Origin of the sequence: Pragia fontium (genome assembly GCF_900638655.1) — a bacterium.
Lineage (GTDB): Bacteria > Pseudomonadota > Gammaproteobacteria > Enterobacterales > Enterobacteriaceae > Pragia > Pragia fontium.
Genome location: NZ_LR134531.1, coordinates 3,157,890 through 3,172,263 on the forward strand (window position 1 = coordinate 3,157,890; position 14,374 = coordinate 3,172,263).

A 14,374-nucleotide genomic window follows, 5' to 3' on the forward strand; every position below is an offset into this window, starting at 1 on the left:
ACACCCGGTTGCGACAACCTGACCCGTTACTTTCGTGCCGCCAGTGAACGCAACAGAACGCCAATAGTGGTTCCATTATGCAATAGTGCACTCAGGGTAGGAGACAGTCGTCCCATAGCCGCCGCCAGCATAATACCACTGTTGATCCATTCGGTGAGCTTAATGTTACTGTTGACCAATGCCATGGCTTCAACTGCCAACTCACGGGCCACCACTACCCCATGCAGGGAATCTTGTAGCAATACCGCATCGGCAGCTTGCTGAGCCAGTTCGGTGCTTTGATTCATCGCCAAGCCGACATCAGCCTGAGTCAATACCGGTGCATCATTTACCCCATCACCAACAAACATGACGCGACATCCCTGCTCTTGCAGGCCTTGCACGATAGACACTTTACTTTCTGGTGAGGCTTCCGCAAAGAACCGATCAATATCCAGTTCCTTCGCCATTTGTTCAGCTTTATGCTGCTTATCGCCGGTTAACAGAATAACGTTGTTAATACCTAGCTCGCGCAGTTGATGAATCACCTGAGCGGCTTCATCACGCACGTTATCTTGCAAACCAATCATGCCGACCAATTGTTCATTCAGGCTGATAAACAGTAAATGACGCCCCTGTTCTTCCAGCTCTTCGATTTGTTCACTGAATGGCGCAAAATCAATATGGTAATGTTCACGCAGGAAGTGGCGGCTGCCGATCACCATACGGTTACCATCCAGCTCAGAGATCAAGCCATGAGCGATAACATACTCCACTTCACCGTGGTTAATATGCGGTAGCTCATGCTGTTGGGCTGCACTAACAACGGCTCGAGCCAGAGGGTGATTGCTGTGTTCTTCAACCGAAGCGGCAATCGCCAGCAGGCGCTTCGCCCAGGTTTTCTTCGGTTCAAAGCTAACCACGTCCGTTACCAGCATATCGCCATAGGTCAAGGTACCGGTTTTATCGAACACCACGGTATCAATACCCGCCAGTTGTTCAATCGCCCGCCCACCTTTTAACAGCAGGCCGGAAGTGGCGGCTTTGTACATCACCGATTTAAAAGCTATTGGCGTACTTAGTTTTAAGGCGCAAGAGTAGTCCACCAGGAATACCGAGGCCAATCGATTCCAGTCGCGGGTCAATGCAAATACCCCTGCCCCGGCTGCCAAGGTAATCGCTACCCGGCGGTCGGCCATCTTCTGGGTAACCTGTTGCGTTTCGCTGCGCTGGCTAAGGGATTCGGTGATAAAACGGCGAATGCTAGCGGTAGAGGATTCATCGCCAACTTGCTCAGCGCGAACGGCAATATTGCCATCCTGCACCTGAGTACCGGCAAATACCCAAGCCCCTGCTTCACGACGTACCGGCACACTTTCGCCGGTCATGGACGCCTGATTAATTAAGCTGACACCTCGCAATACCGTGCCATCAGCCGGAATATTATCTCCCGGCCCCAGCAACATCACATCACCATTAACCAATTGTTCGCTATTGATTTCCTGGCTTTCGCCGTCTCTCTCAACCCAAACCGCATGATTTTGTGGCTGCATCAACTCTGACAGCAATTCATCAGAATGACGGCTGGTTTCTTGTTCGAAATATTCACCCAGCGTTAGCAGCGACTGCGTAAGCATCGCGGTGCGGTAATCACCACGGGCAATCGACAGGCTTAGCGCTAGCGCATCCAACACCTCAACCTTTAACTCACGATGACGTAATGAATCCACACCTTCCGCTATGGTCGGTGCAATCAGCGCAATCGCCGGTAATGCTGCCCAACGTTTGGGCAGAAACTGCGTTGCCGCCAACCCGACTAAATTCAGTAGATTATCGCCGCCGCAGTATTCCGGCTCATACTCACTTTCCGTCGCCAAAGACCAGTCAATGCTATTTAGATGTTCGAGTAACCGCTGTTCATCGGTTTTTTGGCGATCGTAAGTCAGTACCGCCGAAGCGGCGGCCGGGCGCAAACGCACGGTTTTAACGCCAGTAAAAGCCAACAGCTGATTTTTCAACCAACCGGCATGCTCCTGCTGCTCACGCAGTCGGATTATGCGTACTCTTAAACGGCCGGGAAGCGAATGAACCGGTTTAATACAATATTGATTCGTCATCAGCGCAGTTACTCGCTATCCCGATCTTTCTCGCGATAATAATCCAGCTCAGCCTGCACATCTGCCAAACGCTCTTTTAGCTCTTCAACTTCACCGCGCACCGCTCCCCAGGCTTTATTGGCCGTAGCACCAATGCTTTTCTGTACATGACGGTTAGATAACAAATAGGCCACGGCGGCACCGGCAACAATACCGGTAATCAGATGGGCGCGGCCATTATCAGCACGGTAAGGGGTTTGAGGCGCCTGCTGATCCATTGTAGAAGGGGCGGCATAAGGAGAATAATAAGGATAATAGTAATAGGGATTATTCGGCTGTTTCATCTGAGCCTCTCTTATTCATGGCGTCTAACAAATATAAGCCTGCCGCTCCGGCACTCAGCACCGTCAGCAAAGTTAATACCGGACGACCCGCTGTCGCGTTGGCAACTGTCATGGCAGCCCCACTGATAAGACCCGCCTTGGTAGCATCAATCAGTACTTTACTGGTTGCTTGCTCAATGGTTTTTTCACCGTTCTGGTAACGACGCCATTGCTCAACGCCAGCAGCTGTTGCACCCACCAGAGCCCCGGCAATCAACGCTCGACTGGCGGGATTTAAACGATCGCTGTTATTACTCATCATCTGCTCCGGTATCGTTATTGCCATGACGATGGCGTTCTACTGAATCCTGAAAGCCCTCTTTACCTGCCTGAACCGTATCGCGGAAAATCGCGCTGCCGGTCATCACGTTTTCTTTAACACTACCTGCGGTACTCTCTGCCGCATCCTTCACCTTGCTACCGCTGCTTTTCAGCAAATCACCAGCATTGGCAAACGTTTGTAGCAATGTGTTGCGGACACTTTCATTACCTAAAATTAGCGCTGCTGCTGCACCAATCATGGCGCCTTTCCAAAATTCTTTATCATCGACACCGATAGTGCTGATGATTTGTTTTAATAGACCAGCCTGTTCACCCATCATCCCTTCTACCATGCCTTGCGCCTGACCGGCCCAGTCAAAACCGGATAACGGCTGTTGCGCTGCCGGTTGCTGGAATTGAGGCTGTGGAGGCATTGGGTATCCCATTGGCGGCTGCCCATACATAGGATTCCACATTGGCGGATGAGGCGGCCACATCATCGGTGGCATTTGTTGCATTTGAGGCTGTGCTGCTTGCATCTGTTGCTGAGGATAAGGTGGATAATAAGGATAACCGTAAGGCCCGTATGGCGGCATGCCTTGATATGCCGGCTGCTCTTGATCGTTACTGGTATTATCTTTGCTCATACTGCATTCCTCGTTATTGGGTTTCTGCCGGCGAGATAATTGGCAAAATTTGGGTTAACGCCTGTTGAGCGAGTTGATCGTCATCACCAAACAGCTGATCCAGTAGCATTGGTGGTAAACGTTTAGCATCGTACTCTAATAATAGACTGCCGGTATCGGTATTCAGGGTATAACTGCGTAAACAATTATCTTTGCCGCAAAGTTCGTCCAATGCAGACAGTTTACTTTTACCTACGCTGGCGACCAATTTATTGGTAAAGCGCAAACGAATACGGCCAGGAATATGGTGAGCTAACTCAACAAAACGACGCAGCATCATTAGCCCACTGAAACTATCAGCACTCATTACACATCCTAAAATGATTTATTCCGCAGAAAAAGGCAAAGCGGGTTAATTTTTTGTTAGAGCTATCATATGACGTGACCCAATGATTTTAAACACCTAAAAATAACTGATTTAGTGTGAATCACATTTATCACAAAAAAATACATAATGTTGTTATTTTCTTGTGATAACGCGCAGCAAATTGTGCAATAAAAATACTAGACAGCTCACAAACCTTAATGTAAATTATTCTCGTTATCTTTATCATTCAGGTGGCCATTATGAGTAGTCCGTACATTCATCAAACACAAAATCGCGTGCGTATTCGTTCCGATTATATTCAGCATCACGCGGCTGAAGTCAGTGCATTGATTGAAAAACTTGAACAGGTGCCTGGAATTAAAGAGATTCAATACCGCCGCTATGCCGGTTCGGTAGCAATCCGCTTTGATAGTCATATTCTTTCAGCGGCCGCATTACTGGAAACGGTAGAAAGCTACGGCTGGCTGGAGAACGTTGAAGAACGCGATTTTATCAATAATGCCGTTCGTCTGGGAGCTAAAACCCTGTTAAAAGGCATTGCCTTAACTACATTGAAGCGTACTTTAGGCGGCTCTTTAGTTAGCGCCGTTGCAGCATTTGCCCGATAAGCTACCCTGTTTACCTATACACCTCGTTAATGTATTGCCATTGGGCATAGATAAACGGGGTGTTTTTATTTATCCCTGCCAGATACGCTTTTCTCTATCTCGCTTCCGTACTCAAAGCGCCGCCATCAACGTCTCTTAAACTCATACGCCCTATCAGGCAAAACGTTTAGCCGCGCACTGACAGATACCACCGCTGCGGGCCGGGCAACGCTTACAGGGAGGGGATTTAAACGGCAGGCGTAATATTGCCGGGGTCGCCGCAGTATTGGGATTCATGCGCGCCGAATTAATATGGGGAGTTACCCCTCTGGCGCCAGAAGATTTTGTCGGCATCACTTCGGTCACAAAGCCACCGTGCTCAAACCAATCAAGTAGTGGCTTTAACGGCTTAGTGACTTCAACCAACACTGAACCCACCACCTGCTGTGAAATTTCGCTCCAAATAGAATCGGTAGCAACGCCGGTAGCCGGATGCTTATGATGAACAGGTAACACGGCCGGGCGTGAAAGGTGCTGTAACGCACGATCTCCCGCTTTATTTTTGCTTCCGTGCTTAGCCGCTTTCTTACGCAATTTCTTCAGGGCTTTCAGGGCTGATGACATGGTCAGGTCACTCGCAAATAATAATGAGAATAATTATCTATCCTATTTGCCATTTTTTCAACGCTTTTACACCAAGGAAGCTCACGTCTCGGCAAATACTTTGCTACCATATGCCAAATTTTAAATCGTCATAGATATCCATATAGGACAAATCATGAACAATATCAATTTTCCAACCAATGCCAAGCTTGAAGAAATGGCTAATGAAATTTCCGGCCTGAAGGCGATTATGACCTTGATGCTAATTGCGATGGGTCAGGCAGACTCCGGAAAAGTGGTTCTTAAAATGGAAAAACTGATTGCTGAACATCCGGATCAAGCACAGGCTGAATCCTTCAAAAACATTGTCCAGCAAATACGTCAGGCTTACCGCCAAGAAAACTGCTGATAGATGTCCCAATTTAAAAGCCCCGGTCTGAATAACAACCGGGGCTTTTTTTATTTTATCGACATCAACAAAGGTAACTATTGTTCAAGACGCTTATCGTGACGGTAGTTAACCCAAGCGTTAATCACCAGCGTAATCAATAAAATACCGCCAACCGTACCAAGAGAGATAGCAATCGGAATATGGTAGAAATCGACAATCAGCATTTTGACGCCGATAAACGCTAAAATAATGGCCAGACCATACTTCAACATCGAGAAACGCTCAGCCACGTTAACCAGCAGGAAATACATCGCTCTAAGGCCAAGAATAGCGAATAAATTTGAAGTCAGTACAATAAAGGGGTCGGTGGTCACGGCGAAAATAGCCGGAATACTGTCCACCGCGAAAATCACATCGCTGATCTCCACCAGAATCAATACCAGAAATAGCGGAGTGGCGTACAGTAAGCCGTTACGGCGAGTGAAGAAACGTTCCCCCTCCATCGTATCGGTCATACGCATACGGCTACGGATCCACTTGATCATCGGCTTATTACCGATATCGCTATCATCGTCCTCTTTGGCCAACGCCATTTTAATACCGGTAAACAACAGGAAGGCACCGAATACATAAAGTATCCAGTCAAACTCAGAGATCAACCAGCTACCAGCAAAAATCATGATGGTACGCAGGACAATCGCCCCCATCACACCATAAACCAGCACGCGTCGCTGCAATGCCACCGGAACAGAGAAATAACTGAATAACATTAACCAAACAAAAACGTTATCCACTGCCAACGCTTTCTCAATTAGGTAACCGGTGATAAACGCCAATGCTTGAGTATCGGCCACCTGCTGGCCAGCGGTTCCCTTTAGGTACCACCACAAACCCAGCGCAAACAATAAAGAAAGGCTAACCCAGATAAGCGACCACGCAGCGGCCTGTCTGAATGACATCGCGCCGCCTTTTTTCTTGTTCTGACCGTATAAGTCGATCAGCAGCATAATCGCGACAACAACAATAAAACTACCCCATAACAAAGGGGTTCCAACAGTATTCATCTAGCATCTCCTGCGGTTTTTCAGCCATCACTGGCCGCTGTTTGAAAAAACATATTGACGATTCAAAGCATAGCCAGCGCACCGAAAAACCTAACCTTCAGACATAAAAAAACGGCAAACGTCGGAAAACGCTGCCGCTAATTTAGCTAGCTATAAGCGCACCTCGCCTTCCGGCAAGGTCTCACTTACAACCTGAAGGTTGCCTGGTAACCGGATGTATTGCATACATCGTATTGACGATTAGCCAGCGTAGAAGTTACTCCCCTTTGCGCCGACAAAGATACGTGATTGCAGGTACAAACGTCAAGAGGAAGATAGCATCTATGTGCATGACGTGTTTAATAAAGACAAAAAAGTTGCGACGAATAAATTTCGGTTCACCATATATTATCAATCTAAAAATATTTCAGCTTACTTTTCCACTGATTAATCTCACTATTTATCGTTTATTTTATTTTCTCCCTGCACTAAAAGTGCCGTCCGGCAGGCATTTTTATCAAATATGTCTTATTCTTTTAATAGAGGCTTTTATTGATTACCTCATCTCTTCTTATCTCTTCTTATGCTGCAGTTTGCACTCGCTACCCTTAGCCTCCTTCATATAAGACATCAGTACCATTTAACCATTATTCCAATAAACATCCTGTAATAAACAATCCAAACCTATAACTCACGATAAATATGCCTATCGTATGGAATTAAAAATGAAAATCGGTTTAAGAATTTGTCATTTTTTGGGGGATAATATCTATGAATGAAAAACATACTGGTAATTCACGCAGAGATTTCCTTTTAAAAACCATCACATTAGTTCCCGCAGTTGCTCTTGGCAGTACCGGGATTGGCACATTAGCCGCACCGCTTAGTACCCAAGCCGCAGCAAAAGAGCAAACCGCTCCCCCTCAACCAACCCGTGACTATCAACCTACTTTTTTTACGCCAGAAGAATTCGCTTTTATTAAAGCCGCGGTCTCGCGTCTGATCCCACAGGACGATCGCGGCCCCGGTGCTCTGGAAGCAGGCGTACCGGAATTTATCGATCGCCAAATGCAAACCCCTTATGCCTCTGGAGCCAACTGGTATATGCAGGGGCCTTTTTACCCGGAGTCCGATCCCGCGCTCGGTTACCAACTACCGTTACAACCTCGAGAGATCTACCGCCTTGGTATTCACGAAGCCAATCAATATGCCAGAAACCAGACCGGCAAGCTGTTTGCCGAGCTATCCACCGACCAACAGGATCAACTGTTGATGCAGTTTGAAGCCGGTAAAGCCGAGTTTCAGCAAGTGCCCAGCAAAATATTTTTCTCAGCGCTGTTACAAAACACACACGAAGGCTTTTTCAGCGATCCTATCCACGGCGGTAACCAAGGATTGGTGGGCTGGACATTAATTGGCTTTCCCGGTGCCAGAGCGGACTTTATGGACTGGGTTGAGCGTAATGAAGCCTACCCATTCCCACCGGTATCCATTCGCGGAGAAAGGAGCTAAACCATGGCAAACGTAATGAAAAAAGTGGATGTCGTGGTGGTCGGATTCGGCTGGACGGGTTCCATCATGGCCAAAGAATTAACCGAAGCCGGTCTGTCCGTAGTGGCACTGGAACGCGGCCCAATGCGCGATACTTATCCTGACGGCGCTTATCCTCAAGTCATTGATGAACTCACCTACAATATTCGCAAAAAGCTGTTTCAAGATCTGTCCAAAAGTACCGTCACTTTACGCCATAGCACCGGTGAAACTGCGGTTCCCTATCGCCAGCTTGCGGCATTTTTACCGGGAACCGGTACCGGCGGTGCAGGCCTGCACTGGTCGGGGGTTCACTTTCGCGTCGACCCGATAGAATTGCACTTGCGCAGCCATTATGAACAACGTTATGGCAAAAGCTTTATACCCGACGGCATGACCATTCAGGACTTCGGTGTCAGTTACGAAGAACTGGAACCCTTTTTTGATAAAGCGGAGAAAGTCTTTGGTACCTCCGGTACCGCTTGGTCGATCAAAGGACAAGTGGTGGGTAAGGATAAAGGAGGCAATCCATTTGCCGCCGACCGTTCGGACAACTTCCCGCTACCAGCGCAAATGCGCACCTACTCGGCCCAACTGTTTTCAAACGCTTCAGAAGCCGTTGGCTACCACCCTTACGATTTACCCTCCGCCAATACTTCTGGCCCCTACACCAATCCTTATGGAGCACAAATGGGGCCGTGTAACTTTTGCGGCTACTGTAGCGGTTATGCCTGCTATATGTATTCCAAAGCATCCCCTAACGTGAATATCTGGCCAGCACTCCGTCAGGAGCCTAAATTTGAGCTGCGGGCCAATGCCAATGTACTGCGCGTCAACCTGAGCGATGATAAAAAGTTAGCCACCGGCGTGACCTATGTTGATGCCCAAGGCAACCAAATAGAACAACCGGCCGATATCGTTATTCTGGCTGCTTTCCAGTTCCATAATGTGCATCTCTTACTGCTGTCAGGCATTGGTAAACCGTATAACCCGATCACCAACGAAGGGGTTATCGGACGCAACTTTGCTTACCAAAATGAAACCTCGATTAAAGCCTTTTTCGATAAAGACGTTCATACCAATGCCTTTATCGGTGCCGGTGGTGCAGGCGTCGCGGTGGATGACTTTAATGCCGATAACTTCGACCACGGCCCTTACGGCTTTGTTGGAGGCTCGCCATTTTGGGTCAATCAGGCAGGAACCAAACCCATCTCTGGCCTACCGACCCCACCGGGCACGCCGGCCTGGGGCAGTAAATGGAAATCGGCGGTAGCCGATGCTTATACCCACCATCTGTCGATGAATGCACACGGAGCGCATCAATCCTATCGGGTGAACTATCTGGATCTGGATCCCAATTACAAAGATATCTACGGCCAACCGCTGCTGCGCATGACGTTTAACTGGCAGGAAAACGACATCAAAATGTCGCAGTTTATGCACCAGCGGATGGAAAAAATTGCCCAAGCGATGAATCCTAAACTGATTAGCGGCTCAGCGAAAAAACCGGGTGAAAAATTTGATTCTACGGTTTACCAAACCACTCACCTGAATGGGGGTGCCATCATGGGGGAAGATCCCCATACCAGCGCCATTAATCGCTATCTACAAAGTTGGGATGTACATAACGTTTTTGTCCCCGGAGCCTCCGCCTTTCCTCAGGGATTGGGCTATAACCCAACCGGGTTGGTTGCGGCACTGACTTACTGGTCAGCTAAAGCGATTCGTGAACAATATCTGAAAAACCCGGGCCCACTGGTGCAGGCATAAGGAATAAACATGAAAAATTTACTTCCAGCCCTGTTCTGCGGGGTAATCAGCTTTAGCACGTTAGCTCAGCAGGCTAACGATAGCGATCTCATCAAACGCGGCGAATACTTGGCACGCGTCGGTGACTGTGTGGCCTGCCACACCAGTAAGGGCGGTATTCCATTCGCCGGTGGATTGCCGATGGTCACTCCGATTGGCACCATTTACAGCACCAATATCACCCCGGATAAGGACACCGGCATTGGTAACTATAGCTTTGAAGACTTCGATCAAGCAGTACGCCATGGAGTGAGAAAAAGCGGTGAAACCCTCTACCCTGCGATGCCCTATCCCTCTTATGCCATCGTCACCGAGCCAGATATGCGTGCGCTGTACGCCTACTTTATGCAACAGGTTGAGCCGGTTTCTCACGCTAATAAATCAAGCGATATTCCATGGCCTCTTTCCATGCGCTGGCCACTCTATTTCTGGCGCGGTATGTTTGCGCCCGACGTTAAGGATTTCGCCGCCGATCAAGGGGAAGATCCACAGTTGGCACGCGGTCGCTATCTGGTGGAAGGTCTTGGCCACTGCGGAGCCTGCCATACGCCACGCAGCCTGAGCATGCAGGAAAAAGTACTCAGCAATAAACAAGGAGATGATTATCTGTCCGGCAGTAACGCACCGGTTGATGGTTGGGTCGCGATTAACTTACGTGGGGATAACCAACAGGGGCTCGGTCGCTGGAGCGAAGAACAGCTGACTGAATTTCTGCTTACCGGCCGTAACGATAAAACCGCGGTATTTGGTGGTATGACCGATGTGATCGTACATAGCCTGCAATATCTCACCGCCGAGGATGCAACGGCGATTGCGCGCTATCTGAAATCACTGCCGGCCAAAGATCCCACTCAACCGCCATTTACGCCAGATGACACCGTCGCGAAAGCTTTATTGAAAGGTGATGACAGTAAAACCGGGGCGGCAATTTATATCGACAACTGTGCCGCCTGCCATAAAACCGATGGGAAAGGTTATTCACGCTTCTTCCCTCAGCTACAGGGAAATTCGGTGGTACTCACCGAGGATGCGACTTCACTTATTCATATTGTTCTGACCGGCAATACCCTACCCGGCGTGCAGGGAGCACCGTCATCCATCACCATGCCTGCTTTTGGCTGGCGTCTGAACGACCAACAGGTTGCCGATGTCGTGAACTTTATTCGGTCCAGTTGGGGGAACAATGCATCAGCTATCACCGCGAAAGACGTTGCTAACGTGCGTGAAGATAAAGATGTGATTCGCGATCCGAAACTACTGGGCAGTCAGGATGTGGAACAATTACTGAAGTAACGACATGAATCATATGGGCCCCGATGAATACCGGGGCTCATATTGAACCAGCATGAGCGAGAATAAATCAGATAACCCGATTATGCCTTCAGTGACGCCATATCAATCACAAAACGATATTTCACATCGCTGTTCAACATACGTTCATAAGCTTGATTAATCTCTTGCATATTAATCAGTTCAACGTCTGCGGTAATATTATGCTGACCACAGAAATCGAGCATGTCCTGCGTTTCCGCGATCCCGCCAATACATGAACCCGCGACTGAGCGTCTGCCTAAAATCAACGGTATGGTATTTAACATTGGAGAGAGATCCCCCAAATAACCAACAAATACCAATGTGCCATCCAAATTCAGCGTCGGCATATAAGAGTTAATATCATGAACATAAGGGACGGTATCGATGATCAGATCAAACTGCCCTTTTACCGTAGACATTTGAGCTTCATCAGTCGAGAGCACAATATGATGAGCCCCCAAACGTCTGGCATCTGCCTCTTTATCTGCGGAACGGGTGAATAACGTGACTTCAGCTCCCAGAGCGTTAGCAAGCTTCAGCGCCATATGACCTAAGCCACCCAGACCAACAACCGCGACTTTACTGCCTTGCCCCACATTCCAGTGGCGCAATGGAGACCACGTCGTAATGCCAGCACACAATAACGGCGCAGCAGATTTGAGATCCATACCATTCGGCACTTTCAAAACAAAATCTTGCGAAGCCACGATTGATTGAGAATATCCGCCATAGGTGGGCCGATGATCGTGACGATCGATACCATTGTATGTCAGTACGCTGCCTTGCTCACAATACTGTTCCAAATCATGTTGGCATGGCTGGCATTCCCGGCAAGAGTCGACCATACAGCCAATACCGGCAAAATCCCCCGGCTTAAATTTTGTCACATCTTTACCAACCGCAGTCACGCGACCAATAACCTCATGGCCGGGCACCATAGGATAGACGCTTCCGCTCCAGTCACTACGCGCCTGATGGAGATCGGAATGACAAACGCCACAATAGAGAACCTCCATCACAACATCGTCAGGACGAGGATCCCGCCGGGTAAACTCAAAGGGTGCCAAAGGCGCTTCCGCTGACTGGGCTGCATAGCCAAGCACTTTTATTGTCATCTTGTTGCTCCTGTATCATCAATCCTGATTACGATTAAAAACCTGAGTCAGATCGTTCTGACTCTATTTCTGGCATAGCTCATTGATTTATTAGCGTGAAAGAACGTTGTTTACGACCAGCCGACAGCAAATGACCCGCCATAAATTATTCCGCAGCACTGTGGCAATAAAAGTTACCGCCATTCTTTTAGCAGCACTAGCCGGATAAATGCGCAAGAAGCTATGAGAAAAATTCATGAATCCATGAGAAAGTACCTATGCTACCTTTGGCTATCCAATGAAAGGCCATAGATTCACCACACCGTCAAACCGCCATAAACAACGTCGCAACAGGTACCGAAATGTTAAAAGAAAACTTCAACGACTTAATTTCATTCCTTGCTGTGGCCAGAGAAGGCAGCTTTACCCGAGCAGCAGCTAAATTAGGAGTATCCCAATCAGCGCTAAGCCATTCAGTACGTAGTTTGGAAGAACGCCTGAGTATTCGGTTATTAACCCGAACCACGCGCAGCGTGGCCCCTACTGAGGCCGGGGAAAAACTGGTTAATAGCCTGGAGCCACGCTTTGCTGACATTGAAAGTGAGCTTAATGCCTTAACTGAAATGCGCGATCGACCAGCGGGCAATATTCGCATTACCGCCGGTGAACATGCCGTTGATTCAGCACTCTGGCCGGTATTGAAAACGTTCCTTGCTGATTACCCGGATATTAACGTTGAAATCACCGTGGATAACGCCCTTACCGATATTGTCAGCGGTCGTTTTGATGCCGGTATCCGCTTTGGGGAACAGGTTGCCAAAGATATGGTTGCGGTGAGAATCGGCCCGGATATCAGCTTCGCCGTTGTTGGCTCCCCGGCTTACTTTAAAACCTATGGTATTCCACAAACGCCTCAGGAATTACAGCAGCATCGCTGTATTAATACGCGCTTACCAACCATGGATAGCCTCTATGCCTGGGAGTTTGAAAAAGACGGTCGGGAGCTCAAAGTACGGGTTGATGGCCAACTTACCTTTAACTATTCTCGGCAACAAATCGACGCCGCCACTCTGGGACTTGGCCTATCGTTTGTTCCGGAAGACACGGTAAACAGCGAACTGGCAAGCGGCCAATTAGTCCGTGTACTTGAAGAGTGGTGCCCACCATTTTCCGGTTACTATCTTTATTACCCCAGCCGGAAACAGCACACTACCGCTTTTTCTCTCTTGATTGATGCATTGCGCTATCAACAGCGTGTGCCCTTATGAGCAAGAATAGCTGGGGAGTTCGCTGTTTTGTGAGTAACAAAGAAAATAATCGAATAGATAACAGAATAATTCTGGAGCGGGTGAAGGGAATCGAACCCTCGTATAGAGCTTGGGAAGCTCTCGTTCTACCATTGAACTACACCCGCGTTAACAACATGAGAATTAACCGATTGATTATAGCGCTGAATGTCTTTCGGAGAAAACAAACAATTCAGGTTAATTCATCATGCTCATCAACTTACTTACCCAACGGCTTTTGCGCCGACAGCAGAAAAATCATCGGCCGCTCTTTCTCTTCGTCCAGCGCCGGGCAGTCCTGAATCTGCTGTTTGCTTGGTCCCCATTCATTTAAATGAGTAATTACAAAGCCCTGCTCTATCAGCATATTGAGATAAGTCCCTATCATACGATGCTGCTTAACGATGCCTTCGGCTATCCAGTTAGTCACTCGCTGTCCTTCGGCCTGATAACCGTTTATCGGCCAGGATTTCTGTCCCTGCTCATCAACCAACCAGTCAGGCTGTTTCGGCGCGGTATAAATTGGATGTTCCGCTGAAAAAATCAGATAACCACCGGGAAGTAATGACCGATAAACCGTCGCTAACAGCCCGGATAGATTTTCAATATAGTGCAGCGTCAGCGAACTATAGACCAGATCATAGGTATTTTCTGGCAGTTGCAGATGTTCCAAATCCCCCTGTTGATAGGTAATCGCATCATCCGCCGTCATCTCTCTGGCTTTATTCAACATCTTCTGTGATAAATCGATGCCCAATACCTGAGCTGCCCCTTGCTCACGAGCGCTGCGGCAAAACCAACCGTAGCCACAGCCTAAATCAGCAATATTAAAGCCGGCCATATTCGGTAACATATCGCAAATCGCAGGCCATTCTGGCGCACCTTTTAAGCCATTTACCGAACGACTAAGCTGTGCATAGCCATCAAAAAATGCCTTATCGTCATAAATATTTTGCGCCATCTTGGTTCCTTAAAATAAAAATC

At 48.2% G+C, this 14,374-nt stretch carries 15 protein-coding genes and 1 tRNA gene; 6 read left to right on the forward strand and 10 right to left on the reverse strand.

Annotated features, from left to right (window positions below; all coding sequences use genetic code 11):
• Window positions 1-26: 26 nt before the first annotated feature.
• The 5 genes from EL341_RS13715 to EL341_RS13735 are packed head-to-tail and all read right to left on the reverse strand — an operon-like array spanning window position 27 to window position 3,712.
• Window positions 27-2,096, reverse strand: coding sequence for a heavy metal translocating P-type ATPase (locus EL341_RS13715; protein ID WP_126468038.1), 2,070 nt, complete (start codon window positions 2,094-2,096; stop codon window positions 27-29).
• A gap of 8 nt (window positions 2,097-2,104) precedes the next feature.
• Window positions 2,105-2,419 (reverse strand): YtxH domain-containing protein, encoded by a 315-nt coding sequence (locus EL341_RS13720; protein ID WP_047781827.1) that lies wholly within the window; start codon window positions 2,417-2,419, stop codon window positions 2,105-2,107.
• Window positions 2,403-2,720 carry a hypothetical protein gene (locus EL341_RS13725; RefSeq protein ID WP_232036563.1) on the reverse strand — a complete coding sequence of 106 codons (318 nt, stop codon included), beginning with the start codon at window positions 2,718-2,720 and terminating at the stop codon, window positions 2,403-2,405. Before EL341_RS13725 ends, EL341_RS13720 begins: the two co-directional genes overlap by 17 nt.
• On the reverse strand, window positions 2,710-3,366 hold the full coding sequence (locus EL341_RS13730; protein ID WP_232036564.1) for a hypothetical protein: 657 nt from the start codon (window positions 3,364-3,366) through the stop codon (window positions 2,710-2,712). The genes EL341_RS13725 and EL341_RS13730 overlap by 11 nt, the downstream gene beginning before the upstream one ends.
• A gap of 13 nt (window positions 3,367-3,379) precedes the next feature.
• The gene (locus tag EL341_RS13735) at window positions 3,380-3,712 is read right to left on the reverse strand and encodes an HMA2 domain-containing protein (protein ID WP_047781829.1); all 333 of its coding nucleotides are present in this window, start codon (window positions 3,710-3,712) and stop codon (window positions 3,380-3,382) included.
• 260 nt (window positions 3,713-3,972) lie between these two features.
• On the opposite strand from EL341_RS13735, the gene EL341_RS13740 reads away from it, so the two are divergent.
• Entirely contained in the window at window positions 3,973-4,341 is a 369-nt protein-coding gene (locus EL341_RS13740) for an HMA2 domain-containing protein (protein WP_074821883.1), read from the forward strand.
• Between the two features lie 153 nt (window positions 4,342-4,494).
• Here EL341_RS13740 and EL341_RS13745 read toward each other — a convergent pair whose 3' ends face one another.
• Window positions 4,495-4,944, reverse strand: a complete 450-nt coding sequence (locus EL341_RS13745; RefSeq protein WP_047781831.1) for a hypothetical protein — start codon at window positions 4,942-4,944, stop codon at window positions 4,495-4,497.
• Between the two features lie 154 nt (window positions 4,945-5,098).
• Here EL341_RS13745 and EL341_RS13750 point away from each other — a divergent pair, with 154 nt between their 5' ends.
• A complete protein-coding gene (locus EL341_RS13750; protein WP_074821880.1) occupies window positions 5,099-5,332 on the forward strand; it encodes a DUF2594 family protein in 234 nt (77 codons plus the stop codon).
• 77 nt (window positions 5,333-5,409) lie between these two features.
• Here the strand turns inward: EL341_RS13750 and EL341_RS13755 are convergent, their stop codons facing one another.
• A complete protein-coding gene (locus EL341_RS13755) occupies window positions 5,410-6,378 on the reverse strand; it encodes a TerC family protein (RefSeq protein ID WP_047781833.1) in 969 nt (322 codons plus the stop codon).
• 750 nt (window positions 6,379-7,128) lie between these two features.
• Between EL341_RS13755 and EL341_RS13760 the strand changes: the two genes are divergently transcribed.
• Genes EL341_RS13760 through EL341_RS13770 form a run of 3 tightly spaced genes read left to right on the forward strand, consistent with a single transcriptional unit; the run spans window position 7,129 to window position 10,989 of the window.
• On the forward strand, window positions 7,129-7,869 hold the full coding sequence (locus EL341_RS13760; protein ID WP_047781835.1) for a gluconate 2-dehydrogenase subunit 3 family protein: 741 nt from the start codon (window positions 7,129-7,131) through the stop codon (window positions 7,867-7,869).
• Window positions 7,870-7,872: 3 nt separating this feature from the next.
• On the forward strand, window positions 7,873-9,657 hold the full coding sequence (locus tag EL341_RS13765; protein ID WP_047781836.1) for a GMC family oxidoreductase: 1,785 nt from the start codon (window positions 7,873-7,875) through the stop codon (window positions 9,655-9,657).
• A 9-nt stretch (window positions 9,658-9,666) separates the two neighbouring features.
• Window positions 9,667-10,989, forward strand: a complete 1,323-nt coding sequence (locus EL341_RS13770) for a c-type cytochrome (RefSeq protein WP_126468040.1) — start codon at window positions 9,667-9,669, stop codon at window positions 10,987-10,989.
• Between the two features lie 80 nt (window positions 10,990-11,069).
• On the opposite strand, the gene EL341_RS13775 is transcribed toward EL341_RS13770, so the two are convergent.
• Window positions 11,070-12,125 (reverse strand): NAD(P)-dependent alcohol dehydrogenase, encoded by a 1,056-nt coding sequence (locus EL341_RS13775; protein WP_126468042.1) that lies wholly within the window; start codon window positions 12,123-12,125, stop codon window positions 11,070-11,072.
• 341 nt (window positions 12,126-12,466) lie between these two features.
• Between EL341_RS13775 and EL341_RS13780 the strand changes: the two genes are divergently transcribed.
• Window positions 12,467-13,372, forward strand: a complete 906-nt coding sequence (locus EL341_RS13780) for a LysR family transcriptional regulator (protein ID WP_126468044.1) — start codon at window positions 12,467-12,469, stop codon at window positions 13,370-13,372.
• A gap of 72 nt (window positions 13,373-13,444) precedes the next feature.
• Here EL341_RS13780 and EL341_RS13785 read toward each other — a convergent pair.
• A tRNA-Gly gene (locus EL341_RS13785) sits at window positions 13,445-13,518 on the reverse strand.
• A gap of 92 nt (window positions 13,519-13,610) precedes the next feature.
• The gene (locus EL341_RS13790) at window positions 13,611-14,351 is read right to left on the reverse strand and encodes a class I SAM-dependent methyltransferase (protein WP_126468046.1); all 741 of its coding nucleotides are present in this window, start codon (window positions 14,349-14,351) and stop codon (window positions 13,611-13,613) included.
• Window positions 14,352-14,374 lie beyond the last annotated feature (23 nt).